This is a genomic window from Altererythrobacter sp. TH136 (genome assembly GCF_007065885.1).
Classification (GTDB): Bacteria; Pseudomonadota; Alphaproteobacteria; order Sphingomonadales; family Sphingomonadaceae; genus Tsuneonella.
The window spans coordinates 1758103-1771604 of sequence record NZ_CP041409.1 but is presented as its reverse complement, the minus strand read 5'-3'; the positions used below and the strand labels follow the sequence as shown (position 1 = coordinate 1771604).

Genomic DNA, 13502 nt, shown 5'->3' with positions numbered 1-13502 from the left:
TTAGATGCGCGTAGCCAGCATTGCCGCGAGCGCCTCCACGCCGGCGGCGTCCTCGCTGTCGAAACGGGCGAGGAGCGGGCTGTCGAGGTCGATCACCGCGATGACCGCCCCGTCACGCGCCACCGGGACGACGAGTTCGGACCGGCTCGCCGCATCGCAGGCGATATGGCCGGGAAACGCGTGGACGTCAGGCACTAGCTGGGTCGTGCCGCTCGCCGCGGCGGCGCCGCACACTCCCTGGCCCAGAGGGATGCGGATGCACGCCGGACGGCCGGCGAAGGGGCCCAGCACCAGTTCACCATCGACGACGCGGTAGAACCCCGCCCAGTTGAGGTCGGGCAGGTACTCCCACATCAGCGCAGCGACGTTCGCCATGTTGGCGATGCCATCGCGCTCGCCTTCGGTCAGCGCGGCGGCGGCGGCGATCAACTGGCGGTATAGTTCGGCCTTGGGCAAGGCGGCGTCGGGGCGGAAATCGTACATCGCGCGCGCTGTAACGCCGCGCGCCGTTGCCGCAAGCCGCGGCGCACCCTATCGTGGCGCGCATGACCACTCGCCGGAAAATCCTCATCGGTGCGCTCGTCGTGATCCTGGCGATCATCGGCCTGGCCGCATACCTCTTCACCCCCGACCGCGCCCAGGTGCCGCTGGCCGCTTTGACCGGTGCCAAGCCGGAGTTGACCGAGCCGCGCGCCGAAAGCTTCCCCACCGTCGGCATTGCGGAGCCGGTTGGCTGGCGAGCCAACGAGGTTCCGGTGGCGGCGCAAGGGCTGGCGGTGACGCGCTTTGCCGACGGGCTCGACCATCCGCGCACGATGCTGGTGCTGCCCAATGGCGATGTGCTGGTGGCGCTCACGAACCGCCCGCCCAGCGAAGGGTCGGGCGGCCTACAGGGTATGGTCGAGAAGTTCTTGTTCCGCAAAGCCGGCGCGGGAGAACCGAGTGCCGACCAGATCGCGCTGCTGCGCGACACCGATGGCGACGGGAAGGCCGAGCAGCGCGCGATCCTGAGCAACGCGGCGCTCGCCTCGCCCTCCGGCATGGCGTGGGCCGATGGCACGCTGTACGTCGCCAATCACAACGCGGTGCTGGCGTTTCCGTATGACCTGGGCGCGACCACCCTCGATGCCAAGCCGGTCAAGCTGATGGACCTGCCAGCGGCGGGCAATCACTGGATGCGTAATCTGGTGATCTCGCCGGACGGCACGGACCTCTACATCGCCGTCGGGTCGGCCTCGAACATCGCGGAAAAGGGCATCGAGCGCGAGGAAGGCCGCGCCGCAATCTGGAACTACAATCTGGAAACGAAGCGCCAGCGGGTCTTCGCAAGGGGCCTGCGCAATCCCAACGGGCTTGATTTCAGTCCATGGAGCGGAGAGCTGTGGACCACGGTCAACGAACGCGACATGCTCGGATCGGACCTCGTGCCGGATTATCTCACCAACGTGCCGATCGGCGCCGACTACGGCTGGCCGTGGGTCTGGTGGCGGCACAACTTCGATGAACGGGTCACCGCGTTCCAGCCCGCCGGCTTCAACCCCGATTACGTCCGTATTCCCGAATACGCGCTCGGCCCGCACGTTGCGGCGCTGGGCCTCGCGTTCACCGGCAGCGGCAGCACGCTGGGCGATCGGTTCGATTCGGGTGCGGTAATCGCGCGCCACGGCTCGTGGAACCGGTCGCCCAAGTCTGGCTACGACGTGATCTACGTGCCGTTCGATGCGCGCGGCAATCCCGTCGGAAAGCCCGTGCCGGTGCTCACCGGGTTCCTGTCCAAGGACGGCAAGACGACGCGCGGACGGCCGACCTGGGTCGCCTTTGCGCAGGATGGCGCGCTGCTGGTGACTGACGACACCGCCGGGATCGTCTGGCGAGTGACCGCCCCCGGGGCCGCGCCCGCCCCGGCGATCGAGCGGGTCAGCGGGGAGCGTCTGCCGCCCCAACGCGAGCTGCGCGGTCAGGAGGCGAGCTTCGGCGCGGACTTCGCCCGCGAGACGCCGGAATAACGGCTAGGTCGGCCGTCCCGCCCGGCCGGCAAGCTCGGTGACGAACTGCCACGCGGTGCGGCCCGACCGCGCTCCGCGGCGCTTGGCCCATTCGAGCGCGTCGGCCTCGTCCCAGGCGAGCGCAAGCGGCGCGGCGTGGGCAGCGATCATCGCGAGATATTCGTCCTGGCTGGCGTTGTGGAACCCGATCGCCAGGCCGAACCGGTCTGCCAGCGCCTGCAGGTCGTCGAGCGCGTCGCGCGGATTGAGCGGATCGTCCTGCTCGCCAGCGTGGCGCGGCACGATCGCGCGGCGGTTGCTAGTGACTGCCAGGCGGACGTTGGCCGGCCTCGCCTCCACCCCGCCCTCCAGCCAGCTGCGCAGATGGCGCGGGCCGCCGGTATCGACTTCCGCGAAGCCGAGATCGTCAAGGTAAACCAGGAAGTTGCGCCGCTCCGATGCGAGCTGCAAAAACAGGGCCGGCAGGCTGGCCAAGGCATCAGCGGCGACCTGCACCAGCGCAAGCGATCCGCCGTTCTGCTGTCCGGCCACCGCGGCGGCGCGAACCAGGGCGCTCTTGCCCATGCCGCGCGCGCCCCACAGCAGCATGTCATGCGCCGCGTGACCCCGCGCCAACCGGGCGACATTGGCCGTCACCAGATCCTTTTGCCGATCGATGCCAATCAGCTGTGCCAGCGCGGGCGCCTCGATCCGGTCCACCCCGCGCGCCGTGCGTCCGTCCCACACGTACGCCGGGTGCGCGTGCCAGTCGGGCGGCGTGAGCGGAGCCGGTGCTAGCCGCTCCAGCGCGGCGGCGATCCGCTCCAGCGGATCGGTCACGCGATCAGCGCCTCGGTCGGCAGCGCATAGAGCACCTCCGCCCCGCCGCGCGCAGACGAGGCGAGACCGAGCGCTTCGGGCACGATCTGCTCAAGGAAATAGCGCGCGGTCACCGGCTTGCTCGTGCTGAGCGACGGCGCGGCGCCGCCTGCCACGGCGCGCGCCTGCCGCCCCAACTGCCACCCGGCGACCGCGACGGCGCTCATCGTGGTGAACGCCACGCTGCCCGCGAGCCGGTCGTCGATCGAGGCGGTCTCGCGCATCCACCGGGCGAGGTCGCGGCATTCAGCGGCGAGGCGTGCCAGCCGCGGATGTTCGTCGGTGGCGATCTCGGCGAACAACGCATCGAGCACTTCGCCGTTCTCCAGCCCCAGCTTGCGGGTGACGAGATCGGCGGCCTGGATGCCGTTGGTGCCTTCATAGATCGGCGCGATGCGCGCGTCGCGGTAATGCTGTGCGGCGCCGGTTTCCTCGACGAAGCCCATTCCGCCGTGGACCTGGACCCCCAGGCTGGCGACCTCCACCCCCACATCGGTGCCCCATGCCTTGAGCATCGGCACCAGGCATTCGGCCCGCGCGGCGGCGGCAGCGTTACCCAACGTTCCGCGATCGACCTGCCCGGCGGTGTAATAGAGTAGTGCGCGTACGCCTTCGGTCAGTGCTTTCATCCGCAGTAGCATCCGGCGCACGTCGGGATGTTCGATGATCGCCACCGCGTTGCGATCGGCCGCGCCCGCCCGCACGGACTGCACCCGGTCGCGGGCATAGGCGGCCGCCGCCTGCAAGGCGCGCTCACCGATCTGCACGCCCTGGTTGCCGACATTGATCCGCGCGTTGTTCATCATGGTGAACATCGCCATCAGTCCGCGGTGGGGCTGGCCGACCAGTTCGCCGATGCAGTCGCCGCTGTCGCCATAGCTCATCACGCAGGTGGGCGAGGCGTGGATGCCCAGCTTATGTTCCAGGCTCACCGCGCGCAGGTCGTTGCGCGGGCCCAGCGATCCGTCCGGGTTCACCAAGTACTTGGGCACCACGAACAGCGAGATGCCGCGGCTCCCCTCGGGTGCATCGGGCAGGCGGGCGAGCACCAGGTGAATGACGTTCTCCGCCAGCTCGTGGTCGCCCCAGGTGATGAAGATCTTGGTCCCGGCGATGCGGTACTTGCCGGCGTGCTCGCCGTCCTTGATCGGGGTGGCGACCGTGCGCAGGGCGCCGAGGTCGCTGCCCGCCTGCGGTTCGGTCAGGTTCATCGTCCCCGACCATTCGCCGCTGATCATCTTGGGTAGGAAGAGCGCTTTCTGCGCGTCCGACCCATGCTGTTCGAGCGCGTCGATCGCCCCGGTGGTGAGCATCGGCAGCAGGTTGAACGCGAAGTTCGCGCTGCCAAGATTTTCGAGCACGTTGCAGCCCAGCGCGAACGGCAGCCCCTGCCCGCCGTGTTCGGCGGGGGCGGCGATCGCATTCCAGCCCTGCTCGACGTAGTGGTGGTAGGCATCCGCGAAGCCGTCGGGCAAGCGGACCACGCCGTTCTCCAGCAGTGCGCCTTCCAGATCGCCCACCCGGTTGAGCGGCGCCCATTCACCGGCGGCAAACGCGCCGATGCCTTCGACGATCGCCTCCACCATGTCGGGTTCGGCGGCCGCGAATCGGTCCGACCGGGCGAGCTCCTCGATCCCGGCGCACACCTTGAGCGCGAGCAGCTGGTCGGCGGTGGCGGGGCGATACACGGGGCGGTTCTCCTTGGGCGAATAGTCGACTGCGCTTATAGCGCGGGGCGATGGGCGACAAGCACACCGAGCGGCTGCACGCGGACGACACGGGAATCGCGCGGGCGGCTGAGCTGCTTGCAGCGGGCGGACTCGTCGCGCTGCCGACCGAGACGGTCTATGGCCTGGCTGCGCGCGCCGACAGTACGGAAGCGGTGGCGGCGATCTATCGCGCCAAGGAGCGGCCCGATTTCAATCCCTTGATCGTGCATGTGCCGGATCTGGCGGCGGCCGAGGCGCTGGCGGAGTTCGATCCCCGTGCGCGGATGCTGGCCGAGCGGTTCTGGCCCGGCCCGCTCACGCTCGTGCTGCCGTTGCGGGCCGAACCTGCGGTCACCGCGGCGGTCACCGCCGGCCTTCCCACGATCGCGTTGCGGTGTCCGGCGCATCCGATCATGCAAGCGGTGCTCCAGCGCAGTAGGGTGCCGGTTGCCGCGCCATCCGCCAATCGTAGCGGGACGGTCAGCCCCACTACTGCAGATCACGTGCGGGCGACGTTGGACAGGCGGATCGATGCGGTGCTCGATGGCGGACCATGCGGGCGGGGGCTGGAATCAACCATCGTGGCGGTGCGGGCGGTGGGGTGGCAGCTGCTGCGCGCGGGTCCGGTCGCCGAACGCGAACTGATCGCGCTGCTGGGCGCGCCGCTCGAGGTGACCACCGCGCGGGTGGAGGCGCCGGGGCAGCTCGCGCAGCATTATTCTCCCGGCAAGCCGGTGCGGTTGAACGCGACCGCCGCCGATCCCGGCGAATTCCTGATCGGGTTCGGGACGGTGACGGGGGACTGCAGCCTGTCGGCCACCGGCGATCCGGCCGAAGCGGCGGCGCGGCTCTACGCCTGCCTTCACCTCGCGGCTGCGTCGGGTGAGCCGCGCGTGGCGGTCGCACCGGTGCCGGAAAGCGGCATCGGCGCGGCGATCAACGATCGGTTGCGGCGCGCCGCGGCCTAGCGGCGGCGCGGATCTTCGGGTTCGGCGGGCACCGACGGCATCAGCAGCTGGATTTCCGCATAAGTGACTTGCGCATTACTGCAAGCCGCGCGCTTGCCGTCGTGACACTCCTTGAGCTGCCTTTCGTAAGTGCGCTGCAGTTTGCCGAGGCGCTCCTCACGCTGGCGGATTTCGCGCCCGCGCTTCTGATCGGCCTCCGCCTGGCTGGTGGTGGCGAGATCGACGGCCTTCGATGCCACGCGCACCGGGGCGGTGGCGACATTGAAGGCGGTCTTGGCAAGACAACCGGACAGCGCGAGCGGCGCAACCGCCAGCAGGGCAAGACGAGGACCGCGCATCGAAAATTCCCTTTCGTTGCGCGGTCCTTTAGCGGTCGCGGCGTTGCAGCGCGATGAATTAAGCGGCGGGCGCATCCGGCTGGCTGGCGCCGCCTGCCTCAGTCGCCTGAGCGGCCGGGGAAGGCGCGGCGTCCGCGGCGCCCTCAGCCTGGCAGTGCAGCTTGCCCGATCCCATCGACTGGATGGTGCACTTGGCCCGGCCCGTCACCGTCACGTTGCCCGATCCCATGACTGTGGCATCAACCGTCCCGTCGGAAGCGAAGCTGGCATCGCCCGAGCCGGCAATGGTCACCTCGGCCTTGTCGACCTTGAGCCCGGCCATCCGGGCAGTGCCGGATCCCGCGACGGTCAAGTCAAGCGACCGGGCGCGGCCCGCGGCATCAAGGGTGCCCGATCCGGCGATGGTCACCTCCAGCTTGTCGGCGTCCACCCCGGTAACCCGCGCGGTACCGCTGCCCGCGACCACCAGTTCGGTCGCGCCGGTGACACTGTCGGCCTCCACCGTGCCCGAACCCGCGAGGGTCAGCTTGGACAACTGCGGAAGGGTGACCCGCACGATTGCCTTGCCCGGCCCTTCCCAGCCGTTCTCGCGCATGATCCCGAGCGCTTCGTCGTCGAGGGTGAACCGCATGGCGCCGGACACCTCGGCGTCGCCCTCTACATCGATGGACAGTTTGTCGCCCTTGGTGACGATCACCGTGTCAGGGCCAGCGAGCACCAGTTCGGTCGGCGCGTTGCCGGTCAGGTCCAGTTCCGACAGCGGAACGCCCTCGTTCCCGTTGACCGAGATCTTGCCGTTGCAACCAGCCAGGCCGGCGACGAGAGCCAGCGCCAGAACCGGAGCGGCGGTCTTCAGTATCTTGTGCAGCATGACCAATTGATCCTTGCGATATGATCCAGTCCGTGTTGCCGATGTAATACAGCAAGCAAATCGGCGCAATCGGTAGCGGGCTTGGGCCGGGGTCCGCGGCGGGCGTCCGTCGATCCTGCAAGGATGTTGGTCGATCAGCCTCCGCAGCGCAGTTTCCCCGAGCCGATCCGGCTCTGGCGGCAGGCGGCGCGGCCGGCCACCGCGACATCGCCGCTGCCGCTGATCTGCGCCGCGACCGTTCCATCCGAATGAACCGCCACTCCGCCTGAGCCGGCGACGGTCGAGCTCACGCGGTCGGCGTGGAGGGCTCTGCCATGGACGCGCCCGCTGCCGGCGACGGTCAGGTTGGCGCGCTCGGCGCGGCCCGCGATTCGCAGATTGCCCGAGCCGGCGACGGTGCCGGTCAGCGCCTTTGTCGTGACCGCGCCGACCGTCAGGTCGCCCGCGCCCGCTACTGTCGCTGAAACCGCGGCCCCGCTCAGGCGGTCGACGTTCAGGGTCCCTGACCCGGCGAGCGTGGCAGCGCGGATCGCTGGTGCGGTGACGTGAATGGTCGCAGCCGGAAGCTTGCTATCATCGCCCGAACGGCGGCCCACCAGCAGGCTGTCCTGCCTGACGACGAACCGTAGCCGGTCAAGCGTGCGCGGATCACCCTCGGCACGCACCTGCCACTGGGTACCCGTGGAAAAGCGGACGTGATCGGGACCAAGCGCGCTCAGCCCGGCGAATTCCCCGGTTTCGACCCATTCGCGTGCGAGCGGGCGTCCGTCGTCCAGCGGATTGTTCTGACGATCGGCGGCAGCAGGACCGGCGACGTTGAGTGCAGCGACGCTGAGCGCGGCGACGGAAACTGCGACGAACGGGCGCATGACAATCTCCTTGGTAAGTCACGCGATCCTATCGTGCGACGTTCGCGCGGTCCAAGAAGTTCGTCGACAAATGTAATCGGTTCGGAGATAGGCGCAAAAAAGGCCGCTGCCCGGCGGGGAGCGGCCTTTTTGCGGAGCGGCTGAGTGGTCAGGCCTCTTCGGCGGTCTCGTAGTACTTGGGCGCGTGTTCGCGCAGCACGTCGAGGATTTTGTTGAGCGCGGCGGGCTCGTCGGTCTTCTCCATCGCGGCAAGCTCGCGCGCGAGCCGGCTGGAGGCGGCTTCGAAAATCTGGCGTTCCGAATAGCTCTGTTCGGGCTGGTCTTCGGGGCGGAACAGGTCGCGGGTCACCTCGGCGATCGAGACCAGGTCGCCCGAATTGATCTTGGCTTCGTATTCCTGCGCCCGGCGGCTCCACATCGTGCGCTTGACCTTGGGCTTGCCCTTCAGGGTTTCCATCGCTTCCTTCAGGGTCTTGTCGCTCGACAGCTTGCGCATGCCGATCGATTCGATCTTGTTCATCGGCACGCGAAGGGTCATCCGTTCCTTCTCGAAGCGCAGCACATAGAGGTCGAGCTTCATGCCGGCGATTTCCTCGCTCTGCAGCTCGACCACCCGGCCCACGCCGTGCTTGGGATAGACTACATAGTCGCCGACGTCGAAAGCGGTGGGGGCCTGACTAGCCATCAAGTATCCTTTCGTGCGGGCAGGCCGGCGGCGAAACGTCCAAGGCACTCCATCGACCGCGCACTCACGCGGTCGTCCGAAGCCCTGTCATTTCGAGAGTGCGGCGTGCCTTCCTGACTGTAAGCATCACCGCCGGGAATCCAGCCCCGGCGTGCTTGACGGATTATATAGCACGGCCGCACGAAAATTTCCACCCCGGGCAGCATCCGGGGCGCGGTGCCGGGCGGAACCGGTCAAACCGGGGCGATCAATCGCCCTCGCCGGGTTCCGGAGAGAAGAACTTCTCGTACTTGCCCTCTTCGCCCTTATGCTCGTCGGCGTCCGCCGGCGGGTCCTTCTTCTGGGTGATGTTGGGCCATTCGGCGGACAGCTTGGTGTTGAGCTCCAGCCACTGCTCGAGGTTGTCCTCGGTATCGGGCAGGATCGCTTCGGCCGGACATTCGGGCTCGCACACGCCGCAGTCGATGCATTCGCTGGGGTTGATGACGAGCATGTTCTCGCCTTCATAGAAGCAGTCGACCGGGCAGACCTCGACGCAGTCGGTGTACTTGCACTTGATGCATGCGTCGGTGACGACGTAGGTCATTGCGGCGGGCCCCTTCCAGGCGTTGTCGGTTCTGCGGGTGCTATGGCGGGAATCGCGTTCGGGTCAAGCGCGCGGTAGCAGGCTTGCGCTTCGGCGGGCGGACCGCGCCGTGCCGGCAAGGCGAGCAGTTCGATCACCCGCACCCCGCCGGGCAGCGGCAGCGTCAGCGTATCGCCTTGCACCACATCCTGGCTGGCGCGCAGGACGCGCGCGCCGTTGCGCCTGACATGGCCTTGCAGAACGAGCGCCTGGGCAAGGCCGCGGGTCTTGGTGAAGCGCAACTGCCACAGCAGCTTGTCGATCCTCATTCGCGGCCCGCGCTCAAGGCCGCACGAGATCCGCCAGCGCGGCAAACGCATTGCCCTGACGCGCGGCGGCGGCGGGGGAGGGCGCGGGAGGAGCGGGCCGCGCCGGACGCCAGGTCCATCTATCGGGCGCCGGCGGGCCGAACGCACCCTGCGCCAGGGCACGCGAACGCTGCACCTTGAACCCTGCGGCGCCGAGCAAGCGCGCCCAGCTGTGCGGCTTGAGCCCGGTCGAGGTGGCGAGCGCCGGATCGAGCGTGAAGTGGCGCGCGCGCCCCGCCTTCACCCGCGCATCGTGAGCGGCGCGCACCAGCTTTTCGGCGACATCGACCCGCACCGCTTGGTCCCCTGCCGGGCGGTAACCGGCAGGCAGCTGCCGGCTTGCGGCCAACACCGGCGGCATCTCGCCCGCCACAGGTCGGCGGTCGATCCCGGTCGCGTGAAGCGCCCGCCGTGCCGCGGGCTTGAGCAGGGCAGGCGCGAACACGTCGAGCGCGCCGAATGTGACGCCAAGGCGGCGCAGCAACGGGCGCGCTTCGCGCGGCAGATGCTCGGTCCCGGCCCGATCGCGCGGGATCGCACCGTGACCGCCCACCAGCGCCAGCAGCAGTGCGCGCGCTTCGCTGCCGACACCAGGGTCGCGGGTCGCCGCCTCCAGCCCGGTCAGCGGGGCGAGAGGCGACAGTCGCGCGGCCAACCAGCGCTCGACAGCCGTCAGCAGCGCCTGCCGGTCTGTGTCGGGCACGATGGCGAGATCGCGCGACGGCACGATCCGTGGCCGGGTGGCGGAAGGGCCAGAACCGAGGTGCGCCAGCGGCTTTCCCTGCCAGCGGATTTCGCCCTGGGCCAATTCCAGCGCAGACGGATCGGCCGCGAGACTCCGCGCGCGCTCCCCCAGCAATCGCGGCAGCGCTTTCTCGGCGGCGGCCAGCAGCATCCGCCGGTCAGCGTGGTTCGCCTGGTGATCGACCACGAACCGAAACGCCTCCAGATGGCCGATCGGCTCGTCCTCCACCGTCACGACGTCACCTTCGCCGAGGGCGACGGGCAACAGGGCGGCGTCGGTGCCGATGCTTTTCATCAGGATCGTGGTCCTCCGGTTGACGAACCGCTCGGTCAGCCGCGCGTGGAGCGCATCGGACAGCCGGGCCTCGACCGCGCGGGCGCGGGCCGCCATCTCGTCGCGCGCCAGCACCCAATCGGGGCGCTGTGCGATATAAGCCCAGCTGCGGATGGCGGCGATCCGCCCCTGCAAGGTGTCGATATCGCCCTGTGGCCGGTCGAGTTCGGCGATCCGCGCCGCGACATAGTCCGCGCCCAGATGGCCCTGCCGCAGGTCCTGCCACAGCCGCGCGACGAAGCGCGCATGGGTGTCCGGCCCGCTCTGGCGAAAGTCGGGCAGGCTGGCCGCCTCCCACAGGCGGCGCACCATCCCGTGCCCGCGCACGTCCGCGATCGCCCGATCTTCCGCCAGCCGCTTGAGCACGGCAAGATCGACCGCTTCGGGCGCCCGCGCCAATCCGGGTTCGGGCGGCGGCGATTCGAGATCAGCGATCAGGGTGGCGACGGTGTCGAACCGCGGCTCCGCCTCGCGCCAGTAGAGCGAGGTCAGCGGGGCGAAGCGGTGCTCCTCGATCGCATAGACTTCCTCGTCAGTGAACTCGGGCCCGCCTTCGCGCGTGCCGGAGCCCGACAGCGTGCCGAAGCTGCCGTCCTGCTGGTGCCGCCCGGCGCGCCCGGCGATCTGCGCCATTTCCGCCGGGGTCAGCCGCCGCTGGCGCACCCCGTCGAACTTGCTGAGGCCGGCAAAGGCCACGTGCGTGACATCGAGGTTGAGGCCCATGCCGATCGCGTCGGTGGCGACGATGTAATCGACCTCGCCCGACTGGAACAGCGCGACCTGCCGGTTGCGGGTTTCGGGGCTGAGGCCGCCCATCACCACCGCCGCGCCGCCGCGAAAGCGGCGCAGCATCTCGGCCATCGCGTAAACCTGCTCGGTCGAGAACGCGACGATCGCGCTGCGCGGCGGCAGGCGCGACAGCTTGCGCGCGCCGGCATAGGTCAGCGTGGAAAACCGTGGGCGCGTGACGATCTCGGCCTTGGGGATCAGCGCCTTGATCATCGGTTCGAGCGTGGAGGAGCCGAGCAGCATCGTCTCCTCGCGGCCCCGCGCGTTGAGCAATCGGTCGGTGAACACGTGGCCCCGCTCGCGGTCGGCCGACAGCTGCGCTTCGTCCAGCGCCACGAACGCGTGCCCGCCGCCCAGCCGCGGCATCGCTTCCGCCGTGCAGCAAAAATAACGCGCGTCCCTGGGCTCGATCCGCTCTTCGCCGGTGATCAGCGCGACCGATTTCTCGCCCTTGATCCGAACCACCCGGTCGTACACCTCGCGCGCCAGCAGGCGCAGCGGAAAGCCGATCGCGCCCGATGAATGGCCGCACATCCGCTCGATGGCGAGGTGGGTCTTGCCGGTGTTGGTGGGCCCGAGGACCGCCTTGATCGTCACGCCCGGCAATGTGGCACCGCAGTCCGCCTGCCGCAACCGCGCTTGGCGACCCGCCGAACCGACCGGATTAGGCGGCTGTTAACTTCGTTCGGGCAGGAAACCGGCCGGGACGCGGCGAGCGCTGGCTTCGCTGCGATGATGGAGGGCGCGGGTGTTTCAATCGCGCGAGATCGATGCGCCGGGGCACGGCCCCGCCGACGGTTCGCCGGGCTGGCGCGCCGCTGCGCTGACTCACGCGCAGATCGAGCCCGCCCCCATTCCCGATCTTCTCAAGCGCGTGCATCTGCTGGGCCAGCGATGGGATGCGTGGCGCTGGCAGGCCGAAGAGCGCCTCGCCCGCGTCGATCTCGCGCCCGACCTGGCGGAAGCGATCGGCAGCCGCCGGTGGTTCCGCGGCCTTGGCACGTTCATCGGCCTCAGCGCGGTCAGTCTCGCGTTCTGGCCCGGCTTCGCGCCATTGGAAGCCGCGCCCGCCACCCGGGTCGACGATGCGGTGCGCGATGAATTCCGCAGCCAGATGATCATGCCGCTGGCGCTGGGCGCCGATAGTGGGCGTCACATGGGCGCGACCCGTGCGGTGGTACCGCTGCGCGCGGCGCCCGAGCGACCAACCGTGGAATTCGTCGCCACCCTGGTGCGCGGGGACAGCTTCGGCCGGATGCTGCAGCGTGCGGGGATCGGGGCGGGCGATGCTGCCCGGGTCGAGAGCTTGATCTCGCAGACCGTTCGCTTGGGCGATATTGCTCCGGGCACGCAGGTCGACGTGACCCTGGGACGCCGACCGGGCGAGGGCCAGCCGCGTCCGCTGGATGCGCTGTCCTTCCGCGCGCGGTTCGACCTGGCGCTCTCGATCGAACGGAGCGGCGGCGGGCTGGCGCTGGAGCGCAAGCCGATCCGGGTGGACGCCACTCCGCTGCGCATCCGCGGGGTTGCGGGTACGAGCCTCTACCGGTCGATGCGGGCCGCCGGCGCTCCGGCGAGCGCGGTGCAGCAGTACTTGCGCGAACTCGGCAGTCAGGTGGACCTCGACAACGGGGTCCTGCCGACCGACACCTTCGACCTGATCGTGTCCTACCGCCGCGCCGCGACAGGCGAGCGGCAGGCGGGCCATCTGCTCTATGCCGGGATCGAACGCGCCGGGAAGCCGCGCACCCAGTTGATGCGATGGGGCCCCGGCGGCCAGTTCTACGAGGCATCGGGCGTGGGTGAGCAGACCAGCGGACTGCTGCAGCCGGTGCCGGGGCGGATCACCTCCAATTTCGGCATGCGGCGGCACCCGATCCTGGGCTACCTGCGCCGCCATGCGGGGATGGATTTCAAGGGCGGCTATGGCCAGCCGATCGTCGCGGTCACCGATGGCTACGTGCTGTCGGCGGGGCGCGCGGGCGGGTGCGGCAACGCGGTGAAGCTGCAGCACGCCGCCGGACTTGCCACCCGCTATTGCCACATGAGCCGTATGGCGGTTTCGGGCGGGCAGCAGGTCCGGCGCGGGCAAGTCATCGGCTATGTCGGCAGCACCGGCCTGTCGACCGGGCCGCACCTGCATTACGAAATGTACCGCAACGGGCAGGCCATCAATCCGGCGAGCGTCGCCTACGTCACCCGCGCGCTGCTTTCGGGAGAAAGCCTTGCCCGCTTCCGCGCGGTGCTGGCGCAGCTCAAGACCGTCCCGACCGGCGCAGCGCTGGCGGACATCGGCGCGGGGCGGCAGGAAACCGCTTCCGCCGAACCGGCGCGCGAGATCGACCGGCTGGAGCCGAAGTAGCGCCGATTGCGCGAAGTGGCCGATTGCGGCAACAGC

At 69.4% G+C, this 13502-nt stretch carries 13 protein-coding genes; 3 read left to right on the top strand and 10 right to left on the bottom strand.

Annotation, left to right across the window (positions count from 1 at the left end; all coding sequences use genetic code 11):
• Entirely contained in the window at positions 1-483 is a 483-nt protein-coding gene (locus C0V74_RS08485) for a GAF domain-containing protein (protein ID WP_143251426.1), read from the bottom strand.
• A gap of 62 nt (positions 484-545) precedes the next feature.
• Here C0V74_RS08485 and C0V74_RS08480 point away from each other — a divergent pair, with 62 nt between their 5' ends.
• A complete protein-coding gene (locus C0V74_RS08480) occupies positions 546-2006 on the top strand; it encodes a sorbosone dehydrogenase family protein (protein ID WP_143251425.1) in 1461 nt (486 codons plus the stop codon).
• 3 nt (positions 2007-2009) lie between these two features.
• Here the strand turns inward: C0V74_RS08480 and C0V74_RS08475 are convergent, their stop codons facing one another.
• On the bottom strand, positions 2010-2825 hold the full coding sequence (locus C0V74_RS08475) for a DUF815 domain-containing protein (RefSeq protein WP_143251424.1): 816 nt from the start codon (positions 2823-2825) through the stop codon (positions 2010-2012).
• On the bottom strand, positions 2822-4552 hold the full coding sequence (locus C0V74_RS08470; protein ID WP_246844810.1) for an acyl-CoA dehydrogenase: 1731 nt from the start codon (positions 4550-4552) through the stop codon (positions 2822-2824). Before C0V74_RS08470 ends, C0V74_RS08475 begins: the two co-directional genes overlap by 4 nt.
• A gap of 50 nt (positions 4553-4602) precedes the next feature.
• Between C0V74_RS08470 and C0V74_RS08465 the strand changes: the two genes are divergently transcribed.
• Positions 4603-5541: an L-threonylcarbamoyladenylate synthase gene (locus tag C0V74_RS08465; protein ID WP_143251423.1), complete on the top strand. Its 939-nt coding sequence runs from the start codon at positions 4603-4605 to the stop codon at positions 5539-5541.
• Here the strand turns inward: C0V74_RS08465 and C0V74_RS08460 are convergent.
• From C0V74_RS08460 to C0V74_RS08430, 7 genes are all read right to left on the bottom strand, one after another.
• Positions 5538-5879, bottom strand: coding sequence for a hypothetical protein (locus C0V74_RS08460; RefSeq protein ID WP_143251422.1), 342 nt, complete (start codon positions 5877-5879; stop codon positions 5538-5540). The genes C0V74_RS08465 and C0V74_RS08460 overlap by 4 nt on opposite strands.
• A 58-nt stretch (positions 5880-5937) precedes the next feature.
• Positions 5938-6750, bottom strand: coding sequence for a head GIN domain-containing protein (locus C0V74_RS08455; RefSeq protein ID WP_143251421.1), 813 nt, complete (start codon positions 6748-6750; stop codon positions 5938-5940).
• A gap of 134 nt (positions 6751-6884) precedes the next feature.
• Complete coding sequence (locus C0V74_RS08450) at positions 6885-7619, bottom strand: head GIN domain-containing protein (protein ID WP_143251420.1); 735 nt, start codon at positions 7617-7619, stop codon at positions 6885-6887.
• A 148-nt stretch (positions 7620-7767) separates the two neighbouring features.
• Positions 7768-8304, bottom strand: a complete 537-nt coding sequence (locus C0V74_RS08445) for a CarD family transcriptional regulator (RefSeq protein WP_131620756.1) — start codon at positions 8302-8304, stop codon at positions 7768-7770.
• A 247-nt stretch (positions 8305-8551) separates the two neighbouring features.
• Positions 8552-8890 carry a ferredoxin FdxA gene (gene fdxA / locus C0V74_RS08440; protein ID WP_131620754.1) on the bottom strand — a complete coding sequence of 113 codons (339 nt, stop codon included), beginning with the start codon at positions 8888-8890 and terminating at the stop codon, positions 8552-8554.
• Positions 8887-9198: an RNA-binding S4 domain-containing protein gene (locus tag C0V74_RS08435; RefSeq protein WP_143251419.1), complete on the bottom strand. Its 312-nt coding sequence runs from the start codon at positions 9196-9198 to the stop codon at positions 8887-8889. Before C0V74_RS08435 ends, fdxA begins: the two co-directional genes overlap by 4 nt.
• A gap of 13 nt (positions 9199-9211) precedes the next feature.
• The gene (locus C0V74_RS08430) at positions 9212-11710 is read right to left on the bottom strand and encodes a helicase-related protein (RefSeq protein ID WP_246844809.1); all 2499 of its coding nucleotides are present in this window, start codon (positions 11708-11710) and stop codon (positions 9212-9214) included.
• A 142-nt stretch (positions 11711-11852) separates the two neighbouring features.
• Between C0V74_RS08430 and C0V74_RS08425 the strand changes: the two genes are divergently transcribed.
• Positions 11853-13466, top strand: a complete 1614-nt coding sequence (locus C0V74_RS08425) for a M23 family metallopeptidase (RefSeq protein ID WP_246844808.1) — start codon at positions 11853-11855, stop codon at positions 13464-13466.
• Positions 13467-13502 lie beyond the last annotated feature (36 nt).